The following is a 16,277-nucleotide window of genomic DNA, read 5'->3' as shown; positions in this document are numbered from 1 at the left end:
TCTACAGGATCAGACAACGGAGGCTTCCGCATTTCTTTAGACTTCAATACATGAAAGCTGGAACCAACAGATGAGAGACAGCCCGGGAATCGATAGAAAGCCGCCGAAATACCCGATATAAAAGCAACTTCGGCGTTCGCTAATTTACAGTACTTGTTGTGATCAGGTAAAATTCGGGTACACCTGCAGCGCTGCAAAATCGTGAGGAATCATGGAAGCTTCCGCACAATATTTCTCGGGAAATAATGCGGAATGCCGTAAAATATCGACAAGCGCCTACACAGCCGATCTTTGCCGTCATTTTAGGTTTGACGAGACAGAACGCGGCAGACAGAGGGGCAGAACGCGGCTCCACTTTAAAACATGCGCATCGCTGCGAACATGGAGCCGGCAGCCCTATCACAAGCCGGCCAGAGACAGCAGTGCGCCGCCGCATGCCGCTGCCGCGACCACGACCCATGCCGGCAGCTTCCAGAAAATAAGCGCGCCGAACAGCGCCAGAGCCAGCGCGAAATCGCCCGGCGTGCGAATCGCACTCACCCATACCGGGTCATACAGCGCGGCAAGCAAAATGCCGACAACCGAGGCGTTGATGGCGATTAACGCGCCTTTCACTCTGGGATGACGCCGCAGCTCCTCCCAGAAAGGAAGCGCTCCCATTACCAGCAGGAACGCCGGTAAAAAGATGGCGACCGTAGCGACGGCCGCACCGCCCCATCCGTGAATAAGGAAGCCCAAATACGAGGCGAACGTCGACAACGGGCCGGGAATCGCCTGGGTCGCTCCATAGCCGGCCAGAAACTGTTCCTTGCTCATCCAGCCGGAAGGGACCACTTCTTTTTCCAGCAGCGGCAGCATCACATGACCGCCGCCAAATACAAGCGAGCCGGAACGATAGAAGCTGTCGAAGATCGCCAGCCACTGCGACGGATAGACGGAGCGCAGCAGCGGCAGCAGCGCCAGCAAGCCGAAAAAGGCAATCAGACAGCCGACGGCCAGCTTTCGATGACTCGCCGGAATACCGGATGCCGCAGTCGCGTCCGCCGGACCCGCCGATGCCTCCCTCTCCCTGTATACCCATGTTCCAATAATGCCTGCCAGTGCAATAAGCGCCACCTGTACCAGCGCCGAGTTGAGCAGCAGGATGATGATGCAGGTCGCGATCGCAATCGACGCGCGGCCGCGGTCGGGCGCCAAGTTTTTCCCCATGCCCCATACCGCCTGGGCAACGATGGCCACAGCCGCCAGCTTAAGTCCATGAATCCAGCCGGAGCTGCCGACATCCAGTCCCTGGCATAAAAAGGCGAATAATGCCAGCGCCACGGCTGAAGGCAGCGTAAACCCGAGCCATGCCAACAAGGCTCCCGGTATGCCTCCGCGCATATAGCCGATCCCGATACCTACCTGGCTGCTGGCCGGTCCGGGCAAAAACTGGCACAGCGCGACCAAATCCGCGTAGCTGCGCTCGTCGATCCATTTGCGCCGCTGCACGTATTCCTCACGGAAATAACCGAGGTGGGCGACAGGGCCGCCGAAGGAGGTTAATCCCAGCCTCAAAGCGGTTTTTACAATTTCAATATACGATCTATGACGCATCCGATTACACCGTCCTCAAGTACGAATCGATTATAGATTACCATTGAATATTAACGAGGTAAACTAAATTTCGATCGTATGTCGAAGACAGGCCGCGGACGGCGCCGGACTTGACAAAAACGGACAGATACGCTGCATACCATCTTCTCGCAAATTGACGAGTGCTGCGTACTTGATAAGATATTTGCTCTTGCCGCCAACCGCCCAACAGCCGTCCGACAGCCGTAACAAGCGCATCGACGGCGTTCTTGAGCTTCAAGCGTATACCGCCGCTAGAGCAAATAAACCCGAAGCGCCGTGAATCGACGCTTCGGGTTATTATGACTCAAGGGCAAATGCAAAGTCTGCGCTGCCCTTCACAAGCGCCGATGCGAACGACAGACCGGCAGCCTAACGCACCTGCTTCGGCTGCAGTGTGTTGCCGTCCACGATATCCATCGTCTGACTCGCCTGCGTCAGCTGCTCCTGCACCTGCTGGAGCTCCTGCCCGTTCGCATCGTTCCGATGCGCATCGAGCTGGCTTCGCGCCTGCGCCACAGCCCGCTGTGCCGTTTCCAGCTGCTGGATCGAGCTGGCAAGCTTCTGCGGGTTGGAGTCGAGCTGGGCTTGTCGGACGGCCATCTCGGCGTCCTGTGCGGCCTGGATCGCTTTCTCCGCATTGTCTATAACATGCTGCAGCGGCATTTGATGCTGGTTAACATTGGTCATTCGGGCACATCCTCTCAGTTTTTTCAACCATTAAGATGCGCCGAAATGCCCGATTTCATTCCTCATCCCGCTGCCGGCTAACGGACTCTTTCATACGTAACGAACTCGTAATCGTAGCGATTTTTTTCATCCTTGACGCCTGTCGTTCTGGAAACCGCCTTCCACTGTGCGGCATCGATCTCAGGCATAAACGTATCCGCCTCAAAGCTATGTGCAATTTCCGTGATGTACAGCTTGTCCGCATGCGGCATAAATAAGCTGTACACTTCAGCCCCGCCCATGATGAACAACTCTTCATCAGGGACGCCTGCATACCGCTTCAGCGCCTCGTCGACCGAATGAACGACCTCGCAGCCATCGGCCTTAAACCCGCTGTCCCTCGTTAGTATGACATTATGCCGTTTTGGCAGCGGCTTGCCGATCGATTCGTAAGTTTTACGGCCCATCAGCACGGTATGGCCATTGGTCGTTTTTCTGAAAAACGCCATGTCCTCCGGCAATCGCCATGGAATCTTATTGTCGATTCCGATCCCCCGCCGTTCGTCCATTGCAAAAATCATCGATATCGTCATGTCCTGCACTCCTTGTCGTACTCTGCTCGTCAATTATGGACATTGTACCATTTCTTTTGCAATATCACGAGGGCTTTGGAGGAACGGTCAGGACAATCGCTTACGAAAGTGAAGACCGGGAAACAAGCCGCTCCGTGGATCCAATGATCTTCCAATCTCTCCTGAACACAGTCCCCTTTGAACAACTTGAAGCGGTTGGGGACCGTGTTCAAAGGCGACCGCTGCGCTTTTCCAGATTCATTTGCTCCCCTCCGCTTCTGTTCCCCTGTCCCAAATCCGTATGCGATTGCCCTGGAGGAACGCTAACCGGCTTGTTTTTTGCGAAAAAAAGTTGGCGTCATTTTCATTTCTTTGGAAAAAATACGGGTAAAATAATGAATCGTTTTAAAGCCGGTTATTTCGGCAATCGATTTTATGGGCAAATTGGTTGTAACCAACAGCTGGATTGCTCTTTCAATCCGCACCTTGCGGATGTAATCCGAGAAGCTCTGCCCTCTTTCCTCGAAAAAAAGCCGGCTTAAATGCCGTGGCGATAAATGAACGTAGTTGGCTACTTGAATCAGACTCAAATTGGACGACAGATTATCCTGGATATAACTCATCGCCTGAGACAAAGTTTTACCGCCCAGCCTCCTGGTTCTTTTTTTGGCCGGCAAGCTTTTGTGCTGCTTAAAATTGTCCGGAATCGATAACAGGAACTGGTAGGCCATGCTGCGAATAAATTCATCCTTGTCGTTTTTCGTATTTAACGCCGTTTGATGCAGCAGCGCTTTCCACATCAGGACTGTCAAGGTTTCATGAGAGTCATGGCAAACCGTTTTATCGGCGGAGTTCTCCAATTCCAAATATTTCACGTTCAGCTCGGCAGAAGATAACGGCGCTTTCAGCTCGAAGCCGATGTACAGCATAAACAATCCGTCGTCGCTAATAATCTGGTGCATGACACCCGGCCGGCAGCAAACGAACGTTCCGCTGGTCAAGCGATGCTGGACATTGCCCTCCATATAGAAGCCTTCTCCTTCGACAACATAAAAAACTTCATAAAACGTATGTTTATGCGGTTTATTGGTGAAATGCAGCTCGTCTCCCGACCAGTACAGCACCTCGAATACTCCCAGCTCGCCCTTGACCTCTTTTGCGATCTTTCTTAACAAATGGTTGGATTTCAGGAAACAACGATAATCCATTTGCCTCACCTCGCGAAAATATTAGTCATCGCTCAACTTGCCTGTATACGTATATTTTCTGAATATGGGGTTAATGCCGTTAAGCATCAGCCCTTGTCCCCAGCTGACATGCGTATCTTTCGTCGGAAGATCTTCCGGATCGCGAACCTGAACGAGTATATTTCTTCGGGTGTGGCTGCTGCTGTTGACGGGCGAACCGTGAATGGTCAAATAATTGAAAAACAACACGTCTCCGGCCTCGGCTATGCAAGGTACTCCGCTTGAAATGGGATATTCTTTATGATTCAAGTAATAACTGCCGACATGGGGAAGCGGGCCTAATTTATGGGAACCGGGGATGACAAACACACAGCCGTTTTCCTCATTGGTCGTATCCAGATGGATACTGGCCAGCATCATCGTATGTTTTTCATGCGGAAAGTACGGATAATCTTGATGCATCGGGAAAGCGGCGCCTTTCTCGGGCGGCTTGACCATCATCTTGACATGATGGAGCTGGACATTCTCGCCTATCAGTCCGGCAAAAGCTTGGACAAGATTCGGGTGCAGGATCATCCGTGTAAATTGGGCATCATGATACTGCACGTCATGGAAGCCTTTCAGCACCAGCTTCTTCAATTCCTCCGGCGGCAAATAATCGCCTTGCCAGGCATGGCTCCGGTCAAATCGGGAGGCGGCCGCCCGCTTCAGGAACATGTCCACCGAGTTTCGGAGAATTTCGACTTCCTCCGCGGCGTACACTCCTTTCACCAGCAAATACCCATTTTCCTGATAAAATCTTACCTGTTCCGAAGTAATCATGTCGACTCCTCTTTTCCTGAATATAATTCGGGCGCGCACCCCAATTATATTGTATAGCTTTCCGCATGACTTGTATTTGCCCCATCCTGACACGTTTTTACACTTTGAAGTCATTTATTTCGCCTGCGGCCAGTATGGGTCTCAACTTGCCGTTCCGACTCCATACCGACCTTCGAATTTAAAGCCAAAACTCGCGGAAGCCAATCTTTTCGCTTTCCACTCCTCGTTTCCACAGTTCATCGACAGCCATCTCCGGCGACTTATTCACCTTTTCAAGCAGCCGTTCTGTTTAATTCCAGGCTATGGACTGCGCCGCCAGCAGCGTTTTCAACGATTGGATGGCCTTGACAAACCGTTCCGGCCCGGAGCGATCCGGCATGTAGGCGTGCAGATGCGGCTCGATCGACAGGAAGCCGGAAAAATTCGTTTCCTTCAAGCTGCGGATAAACGGAACGAACTCCCCGTCTCCTTCGCCGGCCGGAACGAACATCCGCTTATCCGCTACAGCGTCTTTCACATGCACGTACTCGAGATACGGCTGCAATTTGGGCAATGCCTGCGTTACCGGCTTCACTCCGTTCATAATGAAATTGCCGGGATCGAAGGCTAAGCGCAGCCGCGGACTATCGCAAGCCTGCAGAATATCCAGGCATCTGTCGTCGACGTCTCCGTAAACCTTGCTTTCATTTTCCAACAGCAGCGTCGCCTCATACGACTCCGCCATTTCTATTAACCGCTTCATACGCGATATGACTTCATCCCTGAATGACGAGGCTTGCTCTCCCTCCGGGATAAAATAGGAGAAGACGCGTATATACGGCGCGTTGAAAAAACGGGCGGCCTCGCAGGCCAGCCGGATTCGCTCCAGCTCGGCTGAAAAATCGTCCCGGATTCCGTACTTGCCCAAAGGCGATCCGATCGACGAAATGCGAAATCCGCGGGCATCCAGCCTCTCTTTAATTTGTTCCATTTCCGCAGCCGTCAGCGCAAGCACATTTTTTCCGTTAACGCTGCGAAACTCGATATGGGAAATGCCTTCCGATTCCATCACATTCATTTGCTGCTCCAGATCGGGGGAAATTTCATCGGCAAAGCCTGTAAGAGTGACCACAACATACACCTCGATTGTTCATAGATTTGTCTGGAAGCAACTACGGTTTAACCTTTCACCGCTCCGATCATGACTCCCTTGGTAAAATATTTTTGCAGGAACGGATAAACGACGATAATCGGACCGGTGGCGACGACGATGGTACAATATTTGACGATTTCGCTGACCGGCTCTTTATCGCTGCCGCCGGAACCGGTAATCATGCTGTCGGTGCTGCTGTTGATTAAAATCTCGCGCAAAAATAACTGCAGCGGATACATGTCCCTTTTTTGCAAATAAATCATCGCGCTGAACCAGGAATTCCAATGTGCGACGGCATAAAACAAAATCATGACCGACACGACCGCCTTTGAAAGCGGCAGCACTATTTTCATCAGGATCGTCACATCGTTGGCCCCGTCGATTCTCGCAGACTCTTCCAGGCTGACGGGGATCGCCGCAAATGCCGTCCTCATAATGATCAGGTTATACGTATTGATCGCTCCCGGTATGAGCAACGCCCACATCGTATTGTACATCCCGAGGCCTTTGACCAATAAATAGGTTGGAATCAAGCCGCCGCTGAAAAACATCGTAAACACGATGATCATCATCAGCGGGTCCCGCAGCATGACGCCTTTCCGGGATAAAACGTAAGCCCCGAGCGAGGTCATAATCAGATTGATAGCGGTTCCAACCGTCACGTACAGGATTGTATTGGTATAGCCTGTAATGATGTTGGGATTGCTGAACACTTTGACGTAGCCGTCGATATTAAATCCGAGCGGCGACAGCAGCATGCCGGAATGGGCCGCCAATTGCGACGGATCGCTTACCGACGCGAAAGCGACGTAGAGGAACGGATACAGCGTGATGATCGTTAGAAATAGTAAAAAACATACGTTAAAGACACCGAAAATGCGTTCGGTTGTACTTCGTTTCTGGTTCAATATGCTCACTCCTTACCAGAGACTTGTCTCGTTGACTTTTTTGCTGAATTGGTTGGTAGCCACAAGGAGCACAAAATTGATGATCGAGTTAAACAGCCCGACTGCCGCGCTGAAGCTGTAGTTCGCCTCCAAAATCCCTTTTCGGTACACATAAGTCGAAATTACATCCGAGGTCTCGTACGTCAGCGGATTGTACAATAAAAATATTTTATCGAATCCGACATTCATCATGCTGCCCATCTTCAAAATAAACAGGATGATGACGGTCGGCATGATCCCGGGAATCGTCACATGCAGCATTTGTTTAAACCGCCCGGCCCCGTCGATCGTTGCGGCTTCATACAGATCCTGGTCAATGCCGGCCAGCGCCGCCAAATAAATGATCGAGCCCCAGCCAAGCTCCTGCCATATGTTGGAGCCCACATAGATCGATCTGAACAATTCCGGTTTGAGCAGCATCGTGACTCGCTCCATGCCCATGAAGGCCAACAGATCGTTGATGATCCCGTTGCGCGATGTGAAATCGACAATCAGACCGCACAACACCATGACCGAAATGAAATGGGGCAAATAAGTAACGGATTGAACGAATCGTTTGAACAGCTGCTTGCGCACCTCATTTAATAGAAGCGCCAATATAATCGGTGCCGGAAACCCGAAAATCAGATTATATACACTGAGCAGCAGCGTATTGCGGACTATTCTTGTAAAATAAACGTCTTTAAAAAAATCGCTGAAATTTTGAAAGCCTACCCACGGGCTCCCCGTAATTCCTTTCATGGCCGAAAAATCTTTAAACGCAATCGAAGCGCCGTACATCGGCCCGTAATCGAAAATCAAATAGTAGGCGATCACGGGCAGAGCCATCAAATAAATTATTTTGTTTTTAACCAAATCTTTGGAAAGTCTGCTGGCAAAGCTGTCCTTCCTTCTCACATACACATGGCCGGAAATGGCCTGTTCGCCAATTTTTAAATCCCCCATCTGCAGTCTCCTTAACCGTTAGGATTTCATGCCCTTATGGCGGTTCCCATAGCACAATCACAGGAGCCTGTATGCCCTGCCGGCATTTCGCTTGGGCGCTGCCGGCAGGGGCAGCCTGCCTGCTTGCCGCTTATTTTCTGGCCATATATCTGTCGTAAGCGGCTTGCTGAATTTTTATCGCATCTTCAATTCCCATACTCTTCATGGACTTCATATAATTATCGAACTCGCTGAGCGGAGTTTGTCCCATGACGAACTTCAGGAACTGCTCGTCCTTATACGTATTGACCGCAGACAAAATGGACGCCATTCGGGTCGATTCCTCGATGGTCGGCGTTACTCCGGGAGGCATTGTTCTATCGTACGAGCCTTCCTTCCATAACCCGATAATTTTTTGTTGTTCCGGCAATGACATCCGCTGGTGCCATATTTCCGGCGTCATAATAAAGGCTAAGCCTCCGGACCCTCTGGAATATTGGGATAACGCCTCATCAATGGACAAGCCTTTCGGGTTATTCGTAATGACGGGAAGCAATTGCGGCGAACCGTTCACCATCTGATAGCTCTCGCCTTCGATGCCAAACGTATTGAGCAATCCTCCTTCGGGACTGTATCCGTAGTCCAGCCACATTGCAGCTTCCTTGGCGTGCTTGCTTTTGCCGGAGATGGCTACGCCGCCGCCGCTGGCAACCTTGATTTCATCGATATTGAAATTATACGATTTCGTGCCTTTGACGTAAGGAGGAACCGTGCCGAGCAATTTCACGTTCGGATCTTTGGCTTTCATCAATTGCACAAACCGGCCGAATGTTCCCGATGTAGCCCCTGTCCATGCGCCCGCACGGTTTCCCATGACCTTCGCATCGAATTGTTTAGCGTCCGTGATCGCAAAGTCGGGATCGATCAAGCCTTCCTTGTACCATTTGGCCAATGTCGTCAACGCATCTTTATACTCCGGCGTATAAGGCCCGAATTTTACTTTGCCATCCTCATGGTACCAGCCGTAGTTGATTCCCCAAGCCCGGATCCAGTTCTGCAAATCCCCCGCTCCTTTCGGCGCCAAAGGAATCTCGTCGTTTTTACCGCTGCCGCTAGGGTTCTTGGTCTTAAACGCCGTTAATACTTCATACCAGTCGTCGATCGTTTTCGGAGATGCCAGATTTAACTTCTCCAGCCAGTCCTGGCGGATTTGCCAGCCGAACGTCTGGAATGCGGGATTCGGATTCGGATTGACTTTGGCGTACTGATTGGGCGACTGCGACTCGGGAAAAACGTAGATCGTTCCATCGTCCGTACGCATTTGCTTATTCGCCTTCGGGTCGGAATTCATAAACGCTTTAATATTGGGCGCATATTTATCCACCAGATCGTTCAGCGGTAAAATCACGCCGTCCTTGATCGCCTTGTTGGGACCGCCGTTAAAATCGTTGATCCAATTGTAATAAATCATATCCGGCAAATCGCCCGATGCGACCATTAAGTTGAATTGTTCTTTAATCCCTGCCGAGTCCATCGCTGCCGGATGAATGAAATCAATATGAATCCCGGTTCTTTTCTCCAGTTCTTTGAAAGCGGCGATTTCGTTATAATTTTTCATGGTAGCCGCTACCTTCGGGTCCATGGACACAAACATCGTTAACGTGAGCGGCTTATCGACAATAGGCAGCGGAATCGAAGCCAGCGGGGCGTCGTCGCTTTTTTGTTGTGACCCCGCATCTTTTGCGGAATTGGGCGAACAGCCTGCGAACAGGCTGGCAAACAATGCAAAGGAAATCACGAATGCCGAGGGTTTGCGGAATTTGCCAAGCATGGAAAGTTTCCTCCTTCATAGTTCCCGATCAATTTTCGAGAAGGCTGAGCGTTTTTGCTGCAACAGGCTACCCTTTAGTGAACGTTAGATCCGTTCCCTCTACGCTTCTTGTCTTTTTTACATATTTGGAGGATTGAATGAGCTCCTGAAGCTTCTGCTCATAGGCGTCGCCGTCCATAGGAAGCGTGACGGTCTGATCGGTAAATGACGAAAGCATGATCGCATTGCCGATCGTCAATCCGTTTATCCCCTCCGGCCCGTAAGCGATCAGCTCTCCGCCGCCGTTCTGGACGGCAGCAATGAATTTTTCCATCACGATCCGGTGTCCGCTCGGGGCATTCGTATCGACCGGAATTTCGGTGTACCAGTTTTCGACATTTCCCATCCGGGATTGCGATTCTTTAATGAACTTCAGCATCGACTCGCGGGTTCTATAAAAAACAAGCTTCTCGTCCTCGTAAACCAGCTTGCCGAATTCCCCCACCACTTCCATGCGGTTCGATCCCGGCGTTTCGGCCGTGGTTACGATAAAATGTCCGACCATCCCGTTTTCATGCTCAAAATAGCCCGTCACTTCGTCTTCGACTTCTATATCATGGTATTTGCCGATGTGCGCAAACCCGTTAATGCGGGACGGCACGCCAAACAGCCACTGGTATAAATCGAGATTATGAGGACACTGGTTGGTCAATATCCCGCCGCCCTCTCCGGCCCAAGTAGCGCGCCAATCTCCGCTGTCATAATAAAGCTGGGACCGGAACCATTTGGTATTAATCCAGGTCGCCCTGATTAATTTCCCGAGCTCGCCGCCGTCAAGAATATCCTTGATTTTTTTATGAAAGGGCAGCGTTCTTTCCTGAAACATAATGCCGAAAATAAGCTCCGGCTTTCGTTCCTTCGCTTGCTCATAGGCGGCGATCATTTTCTTGGCGTCATTGACATGAACCGCAATCGGCTTTTCACAAAGAACATGAATGCCCAGATGGAAGGCGTCGATCGATACCGTCGTATGGTCATAGTGCGGCACCGCGATCAGGACGGCCTCCAAGCCCGATTTCTCGAACAGCTCCGCATGGCTGTAATACGACGTCGTTTGATAGTTAGCCGCTACTTTGTCGGCCTCTTCCGCAACAACATCGCATACGCCTACGATTTCTACGCTATCCATTTTACTCAAATACCGGAGATGGCTTTTTCCCATTCCGCCTAAACCGACCACACCCAGTTTCACTTTTTGGTTCTGCATTTTTACCCCTCCTATGGATGCCCTTGTATAAAACAATATGAATGCGCATACAATTTATCCCGGAATATATCGCCCGCCTTCCTCTTTCTATGGTGCAATCTAAACATATCTTACGTTTTTTTCAATTTTATGTATTTATCAAAAGGGGACATATATTTGCACTTTGAGGCCATATTTTTGCCCTGCTTCGTCCTGTACCGCCGCGTCTTCTTTGGCCTATTCGGGTACTTTGCGGGAAGATCCGAAACTTATAAATTTGTCAAAAAAAAGAGAGACGGTTCTCCGTCTCTCCGTTTCACCTCTATGTTTTCTTCACGTTCCGCCACGCGCATACGCAAACAACCCCCTTTACGCTTGCGCGTACAAAGGGGGTTGAAGTTGGCCGTATCGATTAGATCGCTATCGGCGCCTTAATGCCGCGATGCGGCTTATAGCCCTCGAACTCAAAATCTTCAAACTTGTAGTCGAAAATCGATTCCGGTTTGCGTTTGATTTTAAGTTTCGGCAATGGAAGCGGCTCTCTGGTCAACTGCAATTGAACTTGCTCCATATGATTTAAATAAATATGCACGTCGCCGCCCGTCCAAATCAGGTCGCCCACTTCAAGATCGCACTGCTGCGCCACCATATGCGTGAGCAGCGCATACGACGCCAGATTGAATGGAAGTCCCAGAAAAGTATCGACCGACCGCATCTGGAACATACACGACAGCCGGCCATCGGCCACGTAAAATTGAAAGGCGTAGTGACAGGGCGGCAAAGCCATCTGATCCACTTCCGCGACGTTCCAGGCGCTGACCAGATGTCGGCGGGAATCGGGATTCGCTTTGATTTGATTGATCACATTCGTTATCTGGTCAATGGCCTGTCCGTCCGGAGCGTGCCAGGTACGCCACTGTGCCCCGTACACCCGGCCCAGATTGCCGTCCTCGTCGGCCCACTCGTCCCAGATGCTAACGCCATTTTCGCGAAGATAGCTTACATTGGTAACGCCGCTTAAAAACCACAGCAGCTCGTGCACAATAGATTTGATATGCAATTTTTTTGTCGTCAGCAGCGGAAAGCCTTCCGCCAAGTTGATTCTCATCTGTCTGCCAAAAACCGAAATCGTGCCGGTGCCGGTGCGGTCTTCTTTACGAACGCCATGATCCAGCACATCTTGAAGCAAATCTAAATAAGCTTTCATTAATCCACCTCTAAATACAGATTGTAGCGCCGCAGCGCAAAATTTATTATTAATCTTTATTATATAACGTCACCTGCTTTTCAACCACCGTTTCATAATCATCCGTATTGACCGATCATTCCGATTCATGGATCAAAGGTAAGGTCAATTTCGGCAAGCTATAGTTGCTAATCGACGAGCCTTATGTAAGTCAACAAAAAAAATCATTAGCCTCATCCTAGAGCTAATGATTTTTCGTTTGTCCTTTGCCCTCGTCCTTAACGGCTTTTGACTAACAAGTCAATCGCCTGCTGAACCATTTTGCTCGTATCTCTGCCGGCTGCTTTTTCTTCCAGTATGCACTGTTCCAGGTTTACGGCAACGATATAGGCAATTGCTTTATCGGCTGCGCTTCTTACGGCGGATAATTGGCTTACGACGTCTTTGCAGGGCTGTTCTTCCTCCATCATTTTTAAAACCCCGCGAATTTGACCTTCGACACGCCGTAATCTTTTTTTCATATCATCATCGTATTGCATCTGTAATCTCCCTTTCCTTATACCTGTATAGGTATATTATGGCGGAATGAACGGACAAAGACAACGTTAAGGAAAAAAAGGCCGGGCACCGGAATAAATGGCTTCGCCGTCCTCGGATGAAGAGCGCGTTTGTCAAGGTTGGCGAAGCAAGGCATTGAGCTTATATTTTCAGCAGCTTAAATAAATAAATTCACTTTTGCGTCTGCGGCGTCGCCCAAATAAGCCGCAACCCCTGCATAATCGATCCCGTCAAGCAATTCTTCCTTTTGCAGCCCGAGCAGGTCCATCGTCATCGTACAGGCCACCAATTTAACCCCTTGCTCCTGAGCCAGTTCGATTAATTGAGGCAATGTCAACGCATGATGCTTTTTCATGACATGCTTGATCATCTTGGGACCCAGCCCGCCGAAGTTCATTTTGGACAACCCGAGCTTATCCGCGCCACGCGGCATCATTTTGGCAAACATGGCTTCCAGCCACTCTTTTTTCACCTGAACAGGTTCGTCCTTGCGCAGCGCATTGAGTCCCCAAAAGGTAAAGAAAATCGTCACTTCATGATCATATGCGGCTGCGCCGTTGGCAATAATAAATGCCGCAATCGCCTTATCCAGCTCCCCGCTAAAAAGTACAATCGTCGATTTCTCCTTATTCTCCGCCATGAAGCCCATCCTTTCATTTTGCCTATACTCGTATAGCTCTCGCTTCCATTAATTCGTGACCTGTTTGGTTGACCCAAGCCTGAAAATCTTTCATCGAGCCTTTATCCGTCGTTTGCAGCTTCATAATTTGTCCGGGCGCCAGAGAGTCCATTTCTTTTTTCGCCTTAACAATCGGCATCGGACAAGCAAGTCCTTTGGCATCCACAACTAAATTTTCTCTCGTTATGTTTCAATTTTCCTGCTCCTGGTCATACGTCCACCCGGACATCCCGGGAGTTACATTTTTAACTTGTTGAAATCCGTTATCGGTGAGGATCTGGCACGCCATATCGCTTCGATTTCCGGTGCGGCATACGACATAATAGGACTTGCCCGGATCAAGCCCGGGTAATTGCTCCTCAAGCCGGCCCAAAGGGACCGAAATCGCACCCGGGATACGTCCAAACGCATATTCAGCGGGTTCCCGGACATCGATGACGGTGATGGCTTGCCCTGAACAAATTTTGCTGTGCACCTCTTCGTTTGTAGCGGTATGAGGGTATTTCTTTTCCGCCTTCGTATCGGCCGGTTCGGCTTTGCGAATAAAGTGATGAAACACGCCATTGTCTTCCTTTAATCCGACGTATTGATGACCTGTACGGTTGGACCAGCTTTTAAGATCGGCAACCGAACCTTTGTCCGTTGCGCGAACTTCCAATACTTCGCCTGCATTCAGTTCGTCAATCGCCTTTTTGGTGCGGACTACGGGCAGAGGACAAGCAAGCCCTACACAATCCAACATGCGATTCGCTTGTAATGATGTCATGAATAAAACCTCCACTGATATAAAATGATTTCGATTTGATTTAAGCGTCATGAATGGCACAACGATTGGGTCCGATCTCCATCTCTCGTTGTTCCTCCTCCGTCGGTGTCATTTTTCCCATATTGATTTGCCGTATTTCCTCATAAGCGTTGGGCTGCGGCGGCAGCTTCCCGGTAACCGTATGACGGAATGCCGATTCATCCTGTATATTCAATCCCGGATTTTCCTTATACAGATCCCCAAGCCGGGCGCATACCCGGCCTCCCTCGCCTAACTCCGTCACTTGGCCGAAATGGGCGGGAAGGACGATTAAATCAGCCGATAACCGTTTATACCGCTCGTACAGCGTTGCTCTGAGATCGGAAGCCCAGTCCTCCGCTTTACCCGCCAAGTCGGGGCGACCGATGGATTTGACGAATAAAATATCGCCGGAAAGCAAATATTGATGATCAATGATTAAAGATGTGCTTCCGATCGTATGGCCCGGGGAATAAATCGGTTGTATCGCAATTTCGGTATCACCCACGAGAATACGATTCCCTTCTTCAAGCTGTTCGTAGTGAAACGCCACTTCTTCCGCATCCTTTGGCGGCAGCCAATATGCGCCTCCCGATTGTTCGGCTAGTCGACGTCCCCCGGAAATATGGTCGGCATGAAGATGCGTATCGATCGCGTGCTTAATTTGTACGTTTTTCTTTTGTGCAAAGCTTTCAAAAATCGATGTTATACGAACGGCGTCAATGACGGCAGCCTCACCGTTCGAGATCACCATGTAAGACAAGCAGCCTTTCCCAATGCGGACAAATTGATAAATTTCCCCTCCATCCTTCAAATCGCCGATTTTAACGGGCTCCAGATGCTCGCTCCATGCTTTCATACCTCCCATCAGGTAGGCAATGTTCGCTTTGCCTTGTTCAATCAATTGTTCCGCAACAAATTTTGAAGAGCCTTCCTTGGCACAGACGACCAACACTTCCCGATCATCCGGAATTTGTTCCAAAACAGCGGCTGCTGCTCCATCGAGTATCTCAAAATAAGGCACGTTGATGACATGAACATGCTTGCCTTCGATTTTCCATTCGTCAAAGTCGCTTTCATTACGCACATCTAAAATAAACAGCGGTTCGTTGTCGAAAAGCTTTTTCGCCAATTCGGCCACGCTCATCCCTTGCAATTGAACTTCGTTTAACATACTGCCTTCCTCCCTAGAACAATATTGAAATCCAAATTTTAATGACGGTCGCCGTAATCAGGGCAGCCAATAACCATTGAAGTATGCGGGTATTGATCTTTTCGCTTAATTTGGCGCCGATCGGCGAAGCGATGATACTGGCAACCACAAGAACGATGGATGGAATGAGAAGCATATGCCCGCCCATCAGCTTGCCTGTCGCCGAACCGATGGATGATATGAATGTAATAGCCAACGACGATGCGATCGCTACTCGTGTCGGAATCTTCAAAACAACCAGCATGACCGGCACCGTGATGAACGCGCCCGCGGCACCGACAATCCCCGATACCATCCCTATTATTAACGCAACAATAATAGAAAGAGGCTTATTAAACGTAACCTGGCTTATATCCTGGACGTCGCTGACTTTATTCGGTAGAAACATCATGACTGCCGCGATGAGCGCCAAGACGGCGTAAACCATATTGATTACTGCACTTGGCAAAAAATTGGAAACAAAGCTCCCGACAAAGCTGCCAATAACAATGGAAATACCCATATAACCAACTAACGGCTTATGCAAAAACCCTCCTTTGCGGAAAACAAGCATTCCCGTCAAGCTGGCGAAGAACACCTGAACCGCACTAATCGCCGATACTTCCTGAGCGGAAAAAGCTGCAAAGCCTAATGCCGCCGGAATAAACAGCAGCATCGGATAGTTGACGATCGATCCGCCGATCCCCACCATACCGGAAATAAACGAACCCAGGAAGCCAATCGCGAAAATGGTCAATATCCATGCCAATTCCATAAGGCTCCTGCCTTTCTACGATACAATTTGTTTTTCTGATGCTTAAAGCCTTTTATCTTATACCCTATGGGGTATATTTTCGAGCAAAAAAAATGGCCTATTCGATTAGACATTTTAGTATTGGACAGCTTTCCCATGGATGAACCCATTTGGAGCGGGAATCATTTTAAATGAACCCTC

18 protein-coding genes are annotated in these 16,277 nt (G+C 49.8%); all 18 read right to left on the bottom strand.

Annotation, left to right across the window (positions count from 1 at the left end; genetic code table 11):
- Nucleotides 1-399: 399 nt before the first annotated feature.
- A complete protein-coding gene (locus E1757_RS24520) occupies nt 400-1,596 on the bottom strand; it encodes a chromate transporter (protein ID WP_133233148.1) in 1,197 nt (398 codons plus the stop codon).
- Between the two features lie 37 nt (nt 1,597-1,633).
- Nucleotides 1,634-1,855 (bottom strand): hypothetical protein, encoded by a 222-nt coding sequence (locus E1757_RS24515; RefSeq protein ID WP_133233146.1) that lies wholly within the window; start codon nt 1,853-1,855, stop codon nt 1,634-1,636.
- A gap of 131 nt (nt 1,856-1,986) precedes the next feature.
- On the bottom strand, nt 1,987-2,304 hold the full coding sequence (locus tag E1757_RS24510; RefSeq protein ID WP_133233144.1) for a hypothetical protein: 318 nt from the start codon (nt 2,302-2,304) through the stop codon (nt 1,987-1,989).
- Between the two features lie 77 nt (nt 2,305-2,381).
- Nucleotides 2,382-2,876, bottom strand: a complete 495-nt coding sequence (locus E1757_RS24505) for a dihydrofolate reductase (RefSeq protein ID WP_133233142.1) — start codon at nt 2,874-2,876, stop codon at nt 2,382-2,384.
- 302 nt (nt 2,877-3,178) lie between these two features.
- Nucleotides 3,179-4,063: an AraC family transcriptional regulator gene (locus E1757_RS24500; protein ID WP_133233140.1), complete on the bottom strand. Its 885-nt coding sequence runs from the start codon at nt 4,061-4,063 to the stop codon at nt 3,179-3,181.
- Between the two features lie 21 nt (nt 4,064-4,084).
- The gene (locus tag E1757_RS24495; RefSeq protein WP_133233138.1) at nt 4,085-4,864 is read right to left on the bottom strand and encodes a phytanoyl-CoA dioxygenase family protein; all 780 of its coding nucleotides are present in this window, start codon (nt 4,862-4,864) and stop codon (nt 4,085-4,087) included.
- A 289-nt stretch (nt 4,865-5,153) separates the two neighbouring features.
- Nucleotides 5,154-5,975: a sugar phosphate isomerase/epimerase family protein gene (locus tag E1757_RS24490; protein WP_133233136.1), complete on the bottom strand. Its 822-nt coding sequence runs from the start codon at nt 5,973-5,975 to the stop codon at nt 5,154-5,156.
- A 47-nt stretch (nt 5,976-6,022) separates the two neighbouring features.
- Nucleotides 6,023-6,904: a carbohydrate ABC transporter permease gene (locus E1757_RS24485; RefSeq protein WP_165972266.1), complete on the bottom strand. Its 882-nt coding sequence runs from the start codon at nt 6,902-6,904 to the stop codon at nt 6,023-6,025.
- Nucleotides 6,905-6,916: 12 nt separating this feature from the next.
- Nucleotides 6,917-7,888, bottom strand: a complete 972-nt coding sequence (locus E1757_RS24480) for an ABC transporter permease (RefSeq protein ID WP_133233134.1) — start codon at nt 7,886-7,888, stop codon at nt 6,917-6,919.
- A gap of 130 nt (nt 7,889-8,018) precedes the next feature.
- Nucleotides 8,019-9,698, bottom strand: coding sequence for a type 2 periplasmic-binding domain-containing protein (locus tag E1757_RS24475; RefSeq protein ID WP_133233132.1), 1,680 nt, complete (start codon nt 9,696-9,698; stop codon nt 8,019-8,021).
- A 67-nt stretch (nt 9,699-9,765) separates the two neighbouring features.
- On the bottom strand, nt 9,766-10,944 hold the full coding sequence (locus tag E1757_RS24470; protein WP_133233130.1) for a Gfo/Idh/MocA family protein: 1,179 nt from the start codon (nt 10,942-10,944) through the stop codon (nt 9,766-9,768).
- A gap of 391 nt (nt 10,945-11,335) precedes the next feature.
- Nucleotides 11,336-12,130 carry a thymidylate synthase gene (gene thyA, locus E1757_RS24465; RefSeq protein ID WP_133233128.1) on the bottom strand — a complete coding sequence of 265 codons (795 nt, stop codon included), beginning with the start codon at nt 12,128-12,130 and terminating at the stop codon, nt 11,336-11,338.
- Between the two features lie 257 nt (nt 12,131-12,387).
- On the bottom strand, nt 12,388-12,648 hold the full coding sequence (locus E1757_RS24460) for a metal-sensitive transcriptional regulator (RefSeq protein ID WP_133233126.1): 261 nt from the start codon (nt 12,646-12,648) through the stop codon (nt 12,388-12,390).
- A gap of 176 nt (nt 12,649-12,824) precedes the next feature.
- Entirely contained in the window at nt 12,825-13,307 is a 483-nt protein-coding gene (locus E1757_RS24455) for a DsrE/DsrF/DrsH-like family protein (RefSeq protein ID WP_133233124.1), read from the bottom strand.
- Between the two features lie 22 nt (nt 13,308-13,329).
- Complete coding sequence (locus E1757_RS24450) at nt 13,330-13,512, bottom strand: sulfurtransferase TusA family protein (protein ID WP_281282532.1); 183 nt, start codon at nt 13,510-13,512, stop codon at nt 13,330-13,332.
- 24 nt (nt 13,513-13,536) lie between these two features.
- Nucleotides 13,537-14,112 (bottom strand): sulfurtransferase TusA family protein, encoded by a 576-nt coding sequence (locus E1757_RS24445; protein ID WP_133233120.1) that lies wholly within the window; start codon nt 14,110-14,112, stop codon nt 13,537-13,539.
- A 40-nt stretch (nt 14,113-14,152) separates the two neighbouring features.
- Nucleotides 14,153-15,304 carry an MBL fold metallo-hydrolase gene (locus tag E1757_RS24440; protein ID WP_133233118.1) on the bottom strand — a complete coding sequence of 384 codons (1,152 nt, stop codon included), beginning with the start codon at nt 15,302-15,304 and terminating at the stop codon, nt 14,153-14,155.
- 13 nt (nt 15,305-15,317) lie between these two features.
- A complete protein-coding gene (locus E1757_RS24435; protein ID WP_133233116.1) occupies nt 15,318-16,097 on the bottom strand; it encodes a sulfite exporter TauE/SafE family protein in 780 nt (259 codons plus the stop codon).
- Nucleotides 16,098-16,277: the final 180 nt, after the last annotated feature.

The sequence above is a fragment of the Paenibacillus piri genome (assembly GCF_004354045.1).
GTDB classification, from domain to species: Bacteria; Bacillota; Bacilli; order Paenibacillales; family NBRC-103111; genus Paenibacillus_S; species Paenibacillus_S piri.
Note: the sequence above shows the minus strand (reverse complement) of the source record. Positions and strands in the feature narration are given on the sequence as shown.

Excerpts from the sequence above, each read along its gene's own strand:
- E1757_RS24470 (WP_133233130.1), bottom strand. The coding sequence starts at position 10,944 with ATGCAGAACCAAAAAGTGAAACTGGGTGTGGTCGGTTTAGGCGGAATG.
- E1757_RS24435 (WP_133233116.1), bottom strand. The coding sequence starts at position 16,097 with ATGGAATTGGCATGGATATTGACCATTTTCGCGATTGGCTTCCTGGGT.
- E1757_RS24460 (WP_133233126.1), bottom strand. The coding sequence starts at position 12,648 with ATGCAATACGATGATGATATGAAAAAAAGATTACGGCGTGTCGAAGGT.
- E1757_RS24500 (WP_133233140.1), bottom strand. The coding sequence starts at position 4,063 with ATGGATTATCGTTGTTTCCTGAAATCCAACCATTTGTTAAGAAAGATC.
- thyA (WP_133233128.1), bottom strand. The coding sequence starts at position 12,130 with ATGAAAGCTTATTTAGATTTGCTTCAAGATGTGCTGGATCATGGCGTT.
- E1757_RS24510 (WP_133233144.1), bottom strand. The coding sequence starts at position 2,304 with ATGACCAATGTTAACCAGCATCAAATGCCGCTGCAGCATGTTATAGAC.
- E1757_RS24520 (WP_133233148.1), bottom strand. The coding sequence starts at position 1,596 with ATGCGTCATAGATCGTATATTGAAATTGTAAAAACCGCTTTGAGGCTG.
- E1757_RS24445 (WP_133233120.1), bottom strand. The coding sequence starts at position 14,112 with ATGACATCATTACAAGCGAATCGCATGTTGGATTGTGTAGGGCTTGCT.
- E1757_RS24440 (WP_133233118.1), bottom strand. The coding sequence starts at position 15,304 with ATGTTAAACGAAGTTCAATTGCAAGGGATGAGCGTGGCCGAATTGGCG.
- E1757_RS24495 (WP_133233138.1), bottom strand. The coding sequence starts at position 4,864 with ATGATTACTTCGGAACAGGTAAGATTTTATCAGGAAAATGGGTATTTG.
- E1757_RS24505 (WP_133233142.1), bottom strand. The coding sequence starts at position 2,876 with ATGACGATATCGATGATTTTTGCAATGGACGAACGGCGGGGGATCGGA.
- E1757_RS24480 (WP_133233134.1), bottom strand. The coding sequence starts at position 7,888 with ATGGGGGATTTAAAAATTGGCGAACAGGCCATTTCCGGCCATGTGTAT.
- E1757_RS24475 (WP_133233132.1), bottom strand. The coding sequence starts at position 9,698 with ATGCTTGGCAAATTCCGCAAACCCTCGGCATTCGTGATTTCCTTTGCA.
- E1757_RS24455 (WP_133233124.1), bottom strand. The coding sequence starts at position 13,307 with ATGGCGGAGAATAAGGAGAAATCGACGATTGTACTTTTTAGCGGGGAG.